13 protein-coding genes and 2 riboswitches are annotated in these 13,308 nt (G+C 44.4%); of the genes, 8 read left to right on the top strand and 5 right to left on the bottom strand.

From position 1 onward, the window contains the following. Nucleotides 1–55 precede the first annotated feature (55 nt). The 4 genes from ACS8FD_RS12480 to ACS8FD_RS12465 all read right to left on the bottom strand — a co-directional run bounded on the left by ACS8FD_RS12480 (nt 56) and on the right by ACS8FD_RS12465 (nt 2,917). Complete coding sequence (locus tag ACS8FD_RS12480; protein ID WP_439276147.1) at nt 56–655, bottom strand: hypothetical protein; 600 nt, start codon at nt 653–655, stop codon at nt 56–58. Between the two features lie 12 nt (nt 656–667). Continuing rightward, the gene (locus tag ACS8FD_RS12475; protein ID WP_439276146.1) at nt 668–1,525 is read right to left on the bottom strand and encodes an AAA family ATPase; all 858 of its coding nucleotides are present in this window, start codon (nt 1,523–1,525) and stop codon (nt 668–670) included. A 278-nt stretch (nt 1,526–1,803) separates the two neighbouring features. Then, on the bottom strand, nt 1,804–2,490 hold the full coding sequence (locus ACS8FD_RS12470) for a hypothetical protein (RefSeq protein ID WP_439276145.1): 687 nt from the start codon (nt 2,488–2,490) through the stop codon (nt 1,804–1,806). Nucleotides 2,491–2,596: 106 nt separating this feature from the next. After that, entirely contained in the window at nt 2,597–2,917 is a 321-nt protein-coding gene (locus ACS8FD_RS12465; protein WP_439276144.1) for a YcgL domain-containing protein, read from the bottom strand. A gap of 272 nt (nt 2,918–3,189) precedes the next feature. Next, nucleotides 3,190–3,311, top strand: a riboswitch (glycine riboswitch). A gap of 63 nt (nt 3,312–3,374) precedes the next feature. Further along, nucleotides 3,375–3,518, top strand: a riboswitch (glycine riboswitch). A 175-nt stretch (nt 3,519–3,693) separates the two neighbouring features. On the opposite strand from ACS8FD_RS12465, the gene gcvT reads away from it, so the two are divergent. From gcvT to gcvP, 4 genes are all read left to right on the top strand, one after another. Further along, nucleotides 3,694–4,854 (top strand): glycine cleavage system aminomethyltransferase GcvT, encoded by a 1,161-nt coding sequence (gene gcvT / locus ACS8FD_RS12460; protein ID WP_439276143.1) that lies wholly within the window; start codon nt 3,694–3,696, stop codon nt 4,852–4,854. Between the two features lie 120 nt (nt 4,855–4,974). Beyond that, nucleotides 4,975–5,355, top strand: coding sequence for a glycine cleavage system protein GcvH (gcvH, locus tag ACS8FD_RS12455; protein WP_201557195.1), 381 nt, complete (start codon nt 4,975–4,977; stop codon nt 5,353–5,355). A 285-nt stretch (nt 5,356–5,640) separates the two neighbouring features. Further along, nucleotides 5,641–6,411 (top strand): nitroreductase family protein, encoded by a 771-nt coding sequence (locus ACS8FD_RS12450; RefSeq protein WP_439276142.1) that lies wholly within the window; start codon nt 5,641–5,643, stop codon nt 6,409–6,411. Between the two features lie 140 nt (nt 6,412–6,551). Then, the gene (gcvP, locus tag ACS8FD_RS12445; protein ID WP_439276141.1) at nt 6,552–9,452 is read left to right on the top strand and encodes an aminomethyl-transferring glycine dehydrogenase; all 2,901 of its coding nucleotides are present in this window, start codon (nt 6,552–6,554) and stop codon (nt 9,450–9,452) included. Between the two features lie 170 nt (nt 9,453–9,622). Here gcvP and orn read toward each other — a convergent pair whose 3' ends face one another. After that, the gene (gene orn, locus ACS8FD_RS12440; RefSeq protein ID WP_025647130.1) at nt 9,623–10,210 is read right to left on the bottom strand and encodes an oligoribonuclease; all 588 of its coding nucleotides are present in this window, start codon (nt 10,208–10,210) and stop codon (nt 9,623–9,625) included. Nucleotides 10,211–10,360: 150 nt separating this feature from the next. Between orn and rsgA the strand changes: the two genes are divergently transcribed. From rsgA to secB, 4 genes are all read left to right on the top strand, one after another. Further along, a complete protein-coding gene (gene rsgA, locus ACS8FD_RS12435; RefSeq protein ID WP_439276140.1) occupies nt 10,361–11,464 on the top strand; it encodes a ribosome small subunit-dependent GTPase A in 1,104 nt (367 codons plus the stop codon). Nucleotides 11,465–11,605: 141 nt separating this feature from the next. Further along, entirely contained in the window at nt 11,606–12,058 is a 453-nt protein-coding gene (locus ACS8FD_RS12430; RefSeq protein WP_439276139.1) for a rhodanese-like domain-containing protein, read from the top strand. Nucleotides 12,059–12,345: 287 nt separating this feature from the next. Continuing rightward, entirely contained in the window at nt 12,346–12,609 is a 264-nt protein-coding gene (gene grxC / locus ACS8FD_RS12425) for a glutaredoxin 3 (protein WP_439276138.1), read from the top strand. A 58-nt stretch (nt 12,610–12,667) separates the two neighbouring features. Next, a complete protein-coding gene (gene secB, locus ACS8FD_RS12420) occupies nt 12,668–13,120 on the top strand; it encodes a protein-export chaperone SecB (protein ID WP_439276137.1) in 453 nt (150 codons plus the stop codon). Nucleotides 13,121–13,308 lie beyond the last annotated feature (188 nt).

The following is a 13,308-nucleotide window of genomic DNA, read 5'->3' as shown; positions in this document are numbered from 1 at the left end:
AATAAGTCATCGTTATTAATATCTTTCTCTCAGTTTTAAAAGTATTGTATCTTATTTATAAAAGACTGACTATATCACATTGATAAGGTATCGTAGTATAAAGATTATCTATACTTTTAAAATTTAGTATTAAATGCTCACAAGCGTACAAGCTACTAAATACCATAGCGGTCACTTGATCCAACTGCAATTTATTTTTAAGCAGTTGATAAGCATTAAGACGTTCTTGATATTGTGATTGAATATATGCAGCCGTTTGCAGAAAATCATCAAGTTTTAACAGGCTAGATTGATTAGCAATATCTTGCAAAATTATCCAAGAGTGATGATCAGGCTGCGCAATGACTCCCGATTGACGTACTGCTTTGATAACGCTTTCTTGATTAAGCCGTAATAAATGGAGTACTACAGCCTTATCCACTGATGCTGAGCGGATATATTGACTTAAAGCGAGAATAAAGTTTTCACTATTTGTCTGTTGTAAGGTTAAATTGTCTATAAATTTTGACGACCAAAAACCATCTAACCTATCAGAGACACTATTAAATTTACTCGAAGTACTGCTTTTAAACAGCAGCACGTCAAGCGTTTTTGATAACGCCTCGTCACTGTCGTCTATCAAAGCAAAAGCATCATATTGAGTATCAAAATACAAAAAGCCTCTCCTCTATTTTCGCATCATATTCGCAAAGCGCTGCAATAAATTGACATCGGCTTCGTTTTTCAGTAGCGCACCATATAAAGGCGGAATAGACTTCTCACCGCGCAAGTTTTCTTCTAGCTCCTCTTGCGCCATGTCGTCAGCTAGCAATAAAGTCAGCCAATCGACCAGCTCTGAAGTCGAAGGTGGCTTTTTAAGCCCTTGCAGATTGCGCAGTTTATAGAAGATATCGAGCGCGTCATTGACCAGTTTTTCTTGAATATTAGGAAAATGAACCTCAATGATTTGGCGCATGGTTTGCTCTTCTGGGAAGTCGATGTAATGAAAGAAGCAGCGGCGTAAAAAGGCATCGGGCAGCTCTTTTTCATTATTTGAGGTGATGATGACCACCGGACGCTGTTCAGCTGAGATGGTCTCGCCGGTCTCATAGACATAAAAAGACATCTTATCGAGCTCATGCAGCAAGTCATTGGGAAATTCAATGTCGGCTTTATCCACTTCATCAATGAGCAGCACACTACGCTCTTGACTAGTAAAGGCTTCCCATAGCTTACCCGGCTTTATGTAGTTACCGATATCATAGACTTTATCATCGCCAAGTTGTGAGTCGCGCAAACGCGAGACTGCATCATACTCATACAAGCCTTGCTCGGCTTTGGTCGTCGACTTGATATGCCAAGTAATCAAAGGCATACCCAAGCTTTCGGCCACTTCTTCAGCGAGTAAGGTCTTACCCGTACCCGGCTCGCCTTTTATAAGCAGTGGTTTTTGTAGCGTCATTGCGGCATTAACGGCTAACTGCAGATCATCGGTGGCAATATAAGTATCGGTGCCGGTAAAGCTTTTTTTGGGGTCATTTGTCATAGTATTAGTCTCAAGTATGGTGATAAACAATAGGGCTGATTCGAAGTATTAAAGTATTAAATAGGTCAAGCGATATAATTTATTGCCTAAGATTAGCACAGCCACTGTTAATGCCAAAATACTCATGCGTTTGTGATTTTTAGTCGATATATGTATTTATGCCTAAAGTCCTAAAATTTAGTCGGACAGATTAGAGAGCCGCTAAACCAAAAAAAAGACACTGCTTCGTGTCTTTTTACTGCTCTACTAGTGCCAACTCACAAAACGACTGGATATTATCATTGGTCTTTTTTATCTACTCTCGTTGCGGCTTTATCACTCGTTTTTTTGCTGTAAAACCCTTCGACGGGCTTTTTTGTGAGGGTATCAGTCGTCGTATCGGCAGCTTTTACGTGCTGAGCCGCTAGATTATCTGACAGCTCGTTCTGTGCGTTTTGTGCTGTCGGTACCGGCTCGCTATGCGTCTTTTCTAAGTAGTTGCCTGATGCCAGTTGCATATTGGCTTCGGTATCTTCCGCACTATTGCGACGCGCCTTATCGAGGCTTGATTCAAAAGCGCCGCGAATCAGCTGCCAAACAAAACCGATAAATAAACCGACCACTAACACCACTAAGATAGGCAGCGCACTGCTGACGGCTGACGCGGTGTCTTTCATCATCAGCGCGTAAACCACGCCGATACTAGCAGGCGCGATCTCACCTTGCTCGCCGAGCGCGGTACCTGGCGCTAATAGCACTGCAAAGATAACCATCCAACTCATACCGCCAAGCGGTTTTGGCATAATGCGCGCGACCAAAATCCACAACAGCAAGACGATGACCGTACCGCCTAGATAAGCGTACATAGGCAAATCGGCAGGTGGTACGTTTTTGACCATCTGGCTCCACCAAATCACAATCTCACCAAGAATCTCGCTGAGCTGCTCTAGTGGTAAAAAATTTAAAATACCTTTCAACCAATCCATGCTTATTCAATCACCTGCGTTTAGTGATGTCGATGTCAAACGACGTCTAAGTTAAAAACTATGTTAAAACACTATTTTATCACGACTTGTGAATGTACAACACGTCCTAATCATACTTCTTATCTTGAGCATCTTTTGCTCGCATTTCAGCTTGCCTTCGCATCACGTCCGCTGGCGGCATTTGTACAAAATAACCTTGTGCTTGTAGCTTGGCCAATACTTCTTCTCTATCGACTCTCGCCAATTTCTGAGTAGTACTAAGGTCTAAATGCATCACAAACTTGCTAACCCCTAGCCCTGATCGGAAATCTTTGGGTAACACACTGAGCCAGTCTTTAATCTCATCGGTATCATCCGGATAATCAGGGCGCGCTATATAAACGTACATGTCTGGATGTTTGGGAAATTTATAAATGTCACAATGCATAACGACTACCTATCTATAAAATAATTATCAGAGCTATGGCAGTAGCCTAGCATAATTTGACTAATTATCAGTAGTGGCTTTACGTTTTATTGCGGTAAAGGTAGCAGCTGATCAGCTATTTAAAGTACCGCTAAACCTAAAACAACAGCTGTAAGAGGCCGAATAACCTCTTAACTCACAGGAAAAAAGGTGGTTATAAAAATTAATTGTGATTAAACGCTTAATTAAACGCCTAGATGCCTTGTAAAACAGCGGAGAACCTTTCATAATAAAAGGGTTTTTCAGGAGAGAGTTTTGTCATTGAGACAATAGCTTGTAGCTATTATCAAAGACAAGATCACCGAAGGCGCATCCACCCTGCCAATCGCTCAGGTAAAAGGACTGAAAAACTCATGCCTACTATCGTAGCTTGTTAATAGTTTGAACCGCTCATCTATTATCACGACTCACAACTAGGCATAACAAATCTGGAGAGCGGTGAAGTCCTATAAAGCTTCACCCACCGAAGGGGAGAAAATACGCTATTAACGTCTTATCACTACAATAGGTGATACCGCAATAGGGTATTGAAAATCTCAGGTCACAGGACAGATAGGGCTTATATGCAATTGACACTACCAGTGTTTTTGCGTAGCTTTATTTTGTGCCACCCTTTATTGTAATGTTTGCACCTTACACTCTTGCTTCCCACTATTGTTTAAATGCTTATTCTATACTGTAGATAATTAGCTCGTTATTTATTTACAGTCAAGATGGCCTAAACACAAGGATTTGTTATGACCGACACTACTACTCAAGCCCCTCAGCGCACCCCTCTTTATCAATCACACGTTAATAGCGACGGAAAAATAGTCGACTTTTCGGGTTGGGAGCTGCCTATTCATTATGGCTCACAAATCGAAGAGCACGAAGCGGTGCGTACCGATGCCGGGATGTTTGACGTTTCGCACATGGTGGTAGTCGATATTAGCGGCACCGACGCCAAAGCTTGGCTGCAAAAGCTACTAGCCAACGATGTCGATAAACTCAAAACCGTGGGTAAAGCCCTGTACTCGCCAATGCTAAATGAGCGAGGCGGTATTATCGATGATTTGATTGTCTATCTAATGAATGAAGGCGAAACTGAGTATCGTATCGTCTCTAACGCCGCTACTCGTGACAAAGATATGGCACAGTTTCATAAAGTGGCTGAAGGTTTTGACGTTACCTTGAATGAGCGCTCAGAGCTTGCCATGATTGCAGTGCAAGGTCCTAAAGCGGTGGAGAAATTAGCACAAGCCAAGCCAAGTTGGTCAGAGACGCTGTCAAGCCTAAAGCCTTTCGTTGGTGCAGATTTGACCGATATCGAAGGGCAAGATTGGTTCGTTGCGCGCACAGGCTACACTGGTGAAGATGGCGTTGAGGTCATCATGCATAGCGATGACGCACCAGCCTTTTTTGAATTATTGAAAGATAATGACATCAAGCCTGCTGGCCTTGGCGCTCGCGATACGCTACGTATGGAAGCAGGTATGAACCTTTATGGTCACGATATGGACGATGAGGTCAGCCCTTACGAGTGCAATATGGGCTGGACGCTGGCACTAAAAGATGAGCGTGAGTTTGTAGGGCGCGAAGCTTTAGTCAGTAAGCGTAAGCAATCCAAAGAAGACAACACGGCTATGAAGCAAGTAGGCCTGCTTATGACCAGCCGCGGGGTGCTGCGCGAAGGTATGGAAGTGACTATCAATCAAGGCACTGACAATGAGCAAACTGGCGTAATCACGAGTGGTACGTTCTCCCCTAGCCTCAAAAACTCTATTGCCATCGCCCGCGTACCCACTAGCCTCTCAGAGGAAGATACGGTACAGATCGACTTGCGCGGTAAAGGTAAATTCGTCGATGTGCGCGTATTAAAGCTCCCTTTTGTGCGTAACGGTCAGCAGCAATTCGACTAATACTATTTGTTTTGCAAGTCCCATCACTGATAATATTACCGTCAGCTTTGGCTATCAGCTGTAACTGATGATAAAGTTTGAATTGATTATAAACCACCCTCTACTCTTTAGGAGAGAACTATGAGTAATGTCCCAGCAGAACTGAAGTATATCGCAAGCCATGAGTGGCTACGTTTAGAGGATGACGGCACTATCACTGTCGGTATCACGGATCACGCCCAAGACTTGCTAGGCGACGTAGTATTCGTCGAGCTACCTGACGTTGGCGATACTATCGCTGTTGATGATGAGATCTCAGTCGTTGAGTCTGTCAAAGCCGCCTCTGATGTCTACGCCCCTATCTCAGGCGAAGTCGTTGCTATCAACGAAGCGTTAGAAGATGATCCGGAAATCATTAACTCAGACCCGTATGGCGAAGGTTGGTTCTTTAGAATGAAGCCTGACAATATGGACGACTATGAAGCGCTATTGAGTGCTGAAGAGTATGAGAACGAGCTGTAATCTTTAAGCTCTAATGACGGTTGTAGAAGATTTTGCAGATATTGATATCAGTAGCTACTGGCATCAATATCTGCCCTTATTATTCACTATTCTTTAAACTTTTACGCACATGCTGCTAAAGACCTTACTACTAGATAACTTGCATATAAAAGCATTATCTAAAAATTATGCTTTATAAAGTTTTATCATAAATGCAGCTTAGCGATTTTGCCCATCCCCTATCTTATTTGTGCATGCCGATTTATGCATTTTTCCCACTCTAACGAAACTCGCACGGACTTTGACATGAGCACTGATAATAAAAGCGCCAATTCTACTAAAGACACCTTAGCCATGCCGGATCACACCCCTCAACTACAAGCTTTTACCCAAGTGGTAGAGTCGCGCCGTTCTGTACGCCGCTTTACCGATACGCCTATTCCTGATGAGGTTATGGCCGACTGTTTACGTTTAGCGATGCTAGCACCGAACTCGAGTAACTTACAGCCGTGGGAATTTTATGTCATCGATAGCCCGGACAAGCGCAAACGCGCGGTTAAGAATTGCATGAATCAAAACGCGGCAAAAACTTCCGCTCGCTTGATTGCAGTCGTGGCACGTACCGATATCTGGCAAGACCATGCGCAGCAAATCCTCCGCGAGTATCCAGATAAGCCCGTACCTAAAAAGGTTAAAGACTACTATACCAAAGTGGTCGCTTTAGACTTTTTACGTGGTCCTATCAACGTGATCTCAATGGCTAAATGGAGCGCCACTAAAGTCTTTAGACAAGTCAAAGGCCCTATCAAATCGCCTTATTATACGTTCGACGATGTCAAAAACTGGGCAACTAACAACGCCTCGCTTGCCGCTGAAAATTTAATGTTAGCCCTTAGAGCACACGGTTTTGATAGCTGTCCGATGGGTGGTTTTGATGAACCGGCGATGAAGCGACTACTCGACCTGACGGACGATCATCATATTGTTATGATGATTGGAGCGGGTGAGCGAGCTGATAACGGCATCTACAGCTCACAATTTCGCTTTGAGCAAGAGCAATTCGTTCATTACGTCTAATATCAGAGCAGAATCACACTCTTAATCATAGTGATATTGCTCTTCTCAACTCATATTTGCCACCAAATTACTAATGATAAGTCGCTTAATAAATGACCTTATCTCTTTATACCTTACTCTAAACGCTAATAAGGACTGTCATGACTACTTCTCAAAAACCGACGTTCGATACCTTTAAAGGTCTATTTAACGAGTCTGAATTCGTCTATCGTCACTTAGGCTCTAATGAAACCAAACAAGCTGATCTTTTAAGCGCCATTGGCTATCAAGACATGGCAAGCTTTGTCGATGATACTGTGCCAGAGCCGGTACGTCTGCATAAAGACCTTAATCTACCACTCGCGATGAGCGAGCATGCAGCGCTAGCCAAACTGCGCAAAATGACAGATAACGTCACTGTTAATAAGAGCTATATTGGACAAGGCTACTCACCAGTACGTATGCCGGCTGTCATCCAACGTAACGTGCTAGAAAACCCAGGCTGGTACACCGCTTATACCCCGTACCAAGCCGAAATTGCTCAAGGTCGCCTAGAAGCTTTACTGAACTTCCAGCAAGTCTGTATTGATCTGACCGGTCTTGAGATGGCAGGAGCTTCACTGCTCGATGAAGCGACGGCAGCCGCTGAAGCGATGGCGATGTCTAAGCGCATGAGCAAAAGCAAATCAACGCAGTTTTTCGTTGACGAGCGCATCTATCCGCAGACGCTAGACGTTATCCAAACTCGCGCTAAGTATTTTGGTTGGGAAGTGGTCGTTGGTGACTTTGATCTGGCCAAATCAGGCGATTATTTCGGTGCTATCTTCCAGTATGTCGGTAAAGAAGGTGACGTTCAGGACCTAACCGACGTCATCAGCGCCGTTAAAGAAAAAAAGACTTACGCCAGTGTCGTCAGCGACATTATGAGCCTCGTGCTGCTAAAGTCGCCTGCTGACATGGGCGCAGATGTCGCTTTAGGTAGCACCCAGCGTTTCGGTATTCCGATGGGCTATGGTGGTCCACACGCTGCTTACTTTGCTTTTTCTGATAAAGCTAAACGCTCAGCGCCTGGTCGTATTATCGGTGTCTCTAAAGACGCACAAGGCAATACCGCGCTACGTATGGCGCTACAGACTCGTGAGCAACATATCCGCCGCGAAAAAGCCAACTCAAATATTTGTACCTCACAAGTACTACTCGCCAACCTCGCTGGTATGTACGCCGTCTACCATGGCCCAAGCGGTGTTAAACGTATCGCCACGCGCATTCATGCTTTTGCTACGGCATTCGCGCAGGTTATCAATCAAGCTAAGGGCGAAAATAAGCTTAGCATCGTACATGATCAGTTCTTTGATACTGTTGTCGTCGATTGCGGTTCTGAAAAGCTAGCCACGCAAATTTTCGAAAACGCTGATAATGTCGGTTATAACCTATGGCGTTTTGATGATACAAAGATTGGCGTCGCCTTTAGTGAAACTAGCGATGAGGAAGACTTTAAAGTATTGACCCAACTGTTTGTTAGTACCTCTCATGAGCTACCAGAAGACGCTAGCGTATCATTGGATCAGACGCATCTGCGTAGCGATGATATCTTAAGTCATCCGGTCTTTAACTCGCACCACACTGAGCACGAAATGCTACGCTATCTAAAATCTTTAGAAGATAGAGATTTGGCGATGAACCGTAGCATGATTGCGCTAGGTAGCTGTACGATGAAATTGAACGCCACCAGCGAGATGCTACCGATTACTTGGCCTGAATTCGCCAATGTGCATCCTTTTGCGCCACTAGATCAAGTCTCAGGTTATATCGAGATGATCGATAGCTTGCAAGAGCAGCTCAAAGCCATAACCGGCTTCGATGATATCTCTATGCAGCCCAACTCTGGCGCCTCTGGTGAATACGCCGGTCTGTTAGCTATTCGCCGTTACCATGAGTCTTTAGGTGAGACCAATCGTGATATCTGCCTGATCCCTATGTCAGCTCATGGAACCAACCCCGCAACTGCTATCATGATGGGTATGCAAGTCGTCGTCGTCAAAACTGATGATAACGGTAACGTCGATATAGATGACTTAACAGCGAAATGTGAAGAGCACAGCGCCAATCTAGGCGCATTAATGATTACTTACCCATCGACCCATGGCGTCTTTGAAGAAGGTATCCGCGACATCTGTGATCTCATTCATAAGCATGGTGGCCAAGTCTATATGGATGGCGCCAATATGAACGCTCAGGTGGCTATCATGCAGCCTGCTGATGTCGGCGCAGATGTACTACACATGAATCTGCATAAGACCTTTTGTATTCCGCATGGCGGCGGCGGCCCTGGTATGGGTCCTATCGGTATGCAAGCGCATTTGGCACCGTTTAAAGCCAACCATGCCGTGGTTCCTGTACATAACGCGCCAAACGCATGTTCTGCGGTATCCGCAGCGCCTTATGGTTCAGCTAGCATCCTACCAATCTCATGGATGTATATTACGATGATGGGCCGCGATGGCTTGCTTGAAGCGACTAACCTAGCTTTACTCAATGCCAACTATATCGCTGACCAGCTCAAGTCTGATTATCCTGTTTTATATGCCGGTAAAAACGGCCGAGTGGCGCACGAATGTATTATTGATATCCGTCCGCTAAAAGAAGACACGGGCATCACTGAGAGCGATATCGCTAAGCGCCTGATGGATTATGGCTTCCATGCGCCAACCATGAGCTTCCCTGTGTCAGGGACGTTAATGATTGAGCCGACTGAATCTGAGTCCAAAGAGGAGCTAGATCGCTTTATCAATGCGCTCAAATCTATCAAAGCTGAAATTCTAAAAGCCCAAGCAGGTGAAGATGGCTGGACATTAGAGAACAACCCAGTGGTTAACGCGCCGCATACCGCTTCTGTCATCACTAATGAAGAATGGTCATATCCATATAGCCGTGATACTGCTGCCTTCCCGCTACCATACGTGCGCGCGCACAAATTCTGGCCAAGCGTCGGCCGTATCGATGATGTTTATGGTGATAAGAATCTCATGTGCTCATGCCCAAGTATCGAAAACTATATGTAGTTTTTGTTATGATAGACGGCATCGAAAACTATATGTAGTTTTTACTACTTAGAATAAAACAAACCTCCAAGTCAGCAGCTGACTTGGAGGTTTTTCTTGTTATCGTTGCTATTTCTAGCGTTACTCTTGTTAGCGTTGCTATAAAATAAATTCTTTATATGTAGCCTGCGCTACTCCATTAACTTAAAAAAGTGCTGACGATAGTGCTTCAGCTCGCGGATAGAATCGCGGATATCATCTAACGCTAAATGACTACCGCCCTTTTCAAAATTCTTCAAGATATCAGGACGCCAGCGAAAGCATAGCTCTTTGACCGACGACACATCTAAATTGCGATAATGAAAAAAGCGCTCAAGCTCCGGCATTTGCCGCGCCAAAAAACGTCTGTCTTGGCAGATAGAGTTACCACACATCGGCGACTTACCGCTATCGACCCATTTATTGAGAAACTTGATAGTTTCCGCTTCGGCTTCTGCTAAAGTCACTTTGCTACGGCGCACCCGATCCACTAAGCCTGACTGACCATGCTGCTTAGTATTCCACTCATCCATCTGATTGAGTCTCTGATCAGATATTTTGATCGCAAATACCGGCCCTTCAGCCAAAACGTTCAGATCCTCATCAGTGACCACAGTAGCAATCTCGATAATCTCGTCATTGAGCGTATCGAGTCCGGTCATCTCAAGGTCTATCCAGACCAACCCTTTTTTGCCTTGATTCTTAATTTTTATCTTGTTGGGATGGTCATCGCTACTCATAAGGCGTCCTATTATTAAGGTTTAAAATATCTCGTGATTTCTTTAGTTTTCATGATGTTTACAGCTTTACAAAACCACTGTTAAGCTTAAGCTGTATGTTAGCAAATTTTCGCGCTACACTGAGCAATATTTTCGATATAGGCAGCACTCATGGCATTGATTCGGCAACGCAAACTCACCAAACAGCAAATTCGCCGCATAGACAAGCAGCAACTAGAAAGTCAAGATAGTATTGATGATAGCTTGATGGATGGTGTGGTCATGGCACACTACGGTAAGCAGCTAGAAGTGCAAGTGACCAGCTTACCGGCTGTTATTGATGAGCCGCCAGAGATTGGTCCCGACGACCCTGAGCCTTTTTGGCAAGAGCTCGCACTTGGTGATATTTGGCGCTGTCATGTGCGTACGAATCTGCCGATGCTCGCCGCGGGCGATCAAGTGCGCTGGACGGCGGATTCTAATACCGGCTTTGGACGTATTGAATCCGTCAAACCACGCACCTCCTTAGTCTCGCGTCCGGATCGCTATCATAAGCTCAAACCTGTCGCCGCTAACATCGATATTTTGGCGATTGTTTTTGCGCCGCTGCCAGCCGCTGCTCCTTCATTGATTGACCGCTATTTAGTCGTTTGTCATCACGCCGGTGTTAAGCCGCTATTGGTACTCAATAAAGCCGATTTACTGGCTGAAGATGATTATGCAGATACCCACGAGCTACTCACTCAATATGCCGCTTTAGGCTACGAGAGTGTCTTGACCTCTGTTGATTGCCCCGAAAATATCGCGGAGAATGATGAGCAAATAGGCTTAGGCGAGCTAAAGAGCTATATCGATCATAAGCTTGTCATTTTTGCCGGTCAGTCAGGTGTTGGCAAGAGTAGCCTTATCAATGCGCTGCTGCCGGAGTCTGCTCAAAGTGTCAATATCATCTCTGAGAACTCACAACTGGGTCAGCACACCACGACCACCAGTCGGTTATTGCCTTTTAATCCTGATGAGTTGACTGCTGGCGGTATCGTCGATACGCCCGGCATTCGAGAATACGGCATCTGGCATCTGACCCCTGAAGATATTATCTCAGGCTTTATAGAACTCGCCCCTCTAGCAGGTTACTGTCAATTTCGCGACTGTCGCCACACGCATAACTCTAAAGGCTGCGCGCTATGGCAAGCGGTAGCAGATGGTGAAGTATTGCAGCGCCGCGTCGAGAATTTAGTTACCCTAAGGCAAGAGGCAGATACGAAGCCATACTAAGTCAAACTAGGCCACGCTAGGGCGGGTTTGCTTTGATCGACCGTTTACTCTAACGAGTCTTATCGGTATAATAGCGCCTGGTTCAATATGGTTAGGCTGTATTCGCAGTCTGCTAGAGCCCTAATTTTTTGGAGGTCTGTTGTGGATCGTGCGCTTGAATTTGTAGGCAATCACCCTTTTTTATTTGGTATTTTGGCCGTATTAGCCATACTATTTTTTACCATTGAAAATAAACGTAGTGGCAAAAAAATATCTCCTAACACGCTTGGGATGATGGTCAACTCACAAAACGCACAATTGATCGATATTCGTGCCAAAAAGAAGTTTGAGACCGGCTATATTCAAGGCAGTCGTAATATTCCTTTTACCGAAGTAAAAGATCGCTTAGAGGAAATACGCGCAATTGAGCAGCCCGTGATTATCATTTGTGATATGGGCGTGCAAGCCGGTGCGGCGATACAGATGATCGGCAAAGACAACGTTTATCGCTTAGAAGGCGGCGTGGGTGGCTGGCAAGGCGCTGGCATGCCGTTAGTGAGCCCAAAAGAGGCACAAGCTAAAAAAGGCAAATCAAAGCCAAAACTTAGTAAGTAGTGGATATTGGGTCTGACAATTAATATTTTGATTTATACAGCCCTGTATTTACCAAGTATCAAGACATCATAGCTATAAAATATAGCTATGATGTTTTTTTTATGCCAATAGTAATCTTTATAATAATAATTGCGGATATTGTGAACTTTTATTACATTTATCGGTCTCTGCTTGAATTTATCACCTTGAGCCCCACTTTATAACTGAAGATAATAAAAACTAGCCTGTTCAGTAATGGCAGCTAGTATGCGTTATTACTAGTCATTTATTATAGTTAAGGATTTATTATGACCGTTCCTGTTAAAGTATATACCACGCCAATCTGTCCCTATTGCTCAAACGCCAAACAACTATTACAATCTAAAGGCGTTGATTATGAAGAGATTGGCATGCATGATATGAGCAGCGATGAGCGCCGCGCTTTGATGCAAAAAACCAATAATTACCGCACAGTACCACAAATTTTTGTGGGTGAGACTTTCATTGGCGGTTTTGATGAGCTCAATCAATTCAATCAGCAAGGCAAGCTTGATGAGCTATTAGCTGGCTAAACGGCGTAACTTCGCATCTTTTTGAGTAGTTATTTTATTAATTTTTAGAGGAAATACCATGGCTGAAGAACAAGCACAACCCCAACTGGCTTTAGAGCGCATTTATGTCAAAGATATGTCGCTTGAAGTGCCTGGCGCTGACGTATTCACCAAAGAGTGGAACCCAGAGCTAGATATCAACCTATCAAGCAATGCTGAGAAGTTAGACGACGATCATTACCAAGTGACTTTAACGGTTAGTGTCAATGCCAAAAACGCAGAAGCACCAGCGTTTATCGCAGAAGTGCATCAAGCCGGTATTTTCTTATTAAAAGATATTCCAGAAGACCAAATCGGACAGATCTTAGGCGCATACTGCCCTAACGTTTTGTTCCCTTATGCGCGTGAAGTGATCAGCGATATCGTCACTCGTGGCAGCTTCCCGCAGTTGTTACTAGCGCCGGTCAACTTTGACCAAGCTTATGCTCAAAGCCAAGAACAAGCTCAGGTCGATGCGCAAGGTCAAGCGTAAGCCTACATTGAATGGACCAGTCTAAACGGATAGATCGATAAAATAAAAACCGCCTAACTCTGAACTGACCCCCATAAGTTGGACACAACTTTTGGGGGTTATTTTATGAAGTACGACATAGACTTTAAGATAAGGGTAATAGCTTATTATCAGCAAGGACATTCTGCTTTTGCTACTGCAAAGCACTT

Source organism: Psychrobacter sp. 1U2, assembly GCF_051847575.1.
The sequence above is the reverse complement of the archived record's forward strand: the minus strand, read 5'-3'. Positions and strand labels throughout refer to the sequence as shown.

Excerpts from the sequence above, each read along its gene's own strand:
- ACS8FD_RS12450 (WP_439276142.1), top strand. The coding sequence starts at position 5,641 with ATGAGCACTGATAATAAAAGCGCCAATTCTACTAAAGACACCTTAGCC.
- ACS8FD_RS12465 (WP_439276144.1), bottom strand. The coding sequence starts at position 2,917 with ATGCATTGTGACATTTATAAATTTCCCAAACATCCAGACATGTACGTT.
- gcvH (WP_201557195.1), top strand. The coding sequence starts at position 4,975 with ATGAGTAATGTCCCAGCAGAACTGAAGTATATCGCAAGCCATGAGTGG.
- ACS8FD_RS12475 (WP_439276146.1), bottom strand. The coding sequence starts at position 1,525 with ATGACAAATGACCCCAAAAAAAGCTTTACCGGCACCGATACTTATATT.
- ACS8FD_RS12470 (WP_439276145.1), bottom strand. The coding sequence starts at position 2,490 with ATGGATTGGTTGAAAGGTATTTTAAATTTTTTACCACTAGAGCAGCTC.
- grxC (WP_439276138.1), top strand. The coding sequence starts at position 12,346 with ATGACCGTTCCTGTTAAAGTATATACCACGCCAATCTGTCCCTATTGC.
- orn (WP_025647130.1), bottom strand. The coding sequence starts at position 10,210 with ATGAGTAGCGATGACCATCCCAACAAGATAAAAATTAAGAATCAAGGC.
- rsgA (WP_439276140.1), top strand. The coding sequence starts at position 10,361 with ATGGCATTGATTCGGCAACGCAAACTCACCAAACAGCAAATTCGCCGC.
- gcvT (WP_439276143.1), top strand. The coding sequence starts at position 3,694 with ATGACCGACACTACTACTCAAGCCCCTCAGCGCACCCCTCTTTATCAA.
- secB (WP_439276137.1), top strand. The coding sequence starts at position 12,668 with ATGGCTGAAGAACAAGCACAACCCCAACTGGCTTTAGAGCGCATTTAT.
- gcvP (WP_439276141.1), top strand. The coding sequence starts at position 6,552 with ATGACTACTTCTCAAAAACCGACGTTCGATACCTTTAAAGGTCTATTT.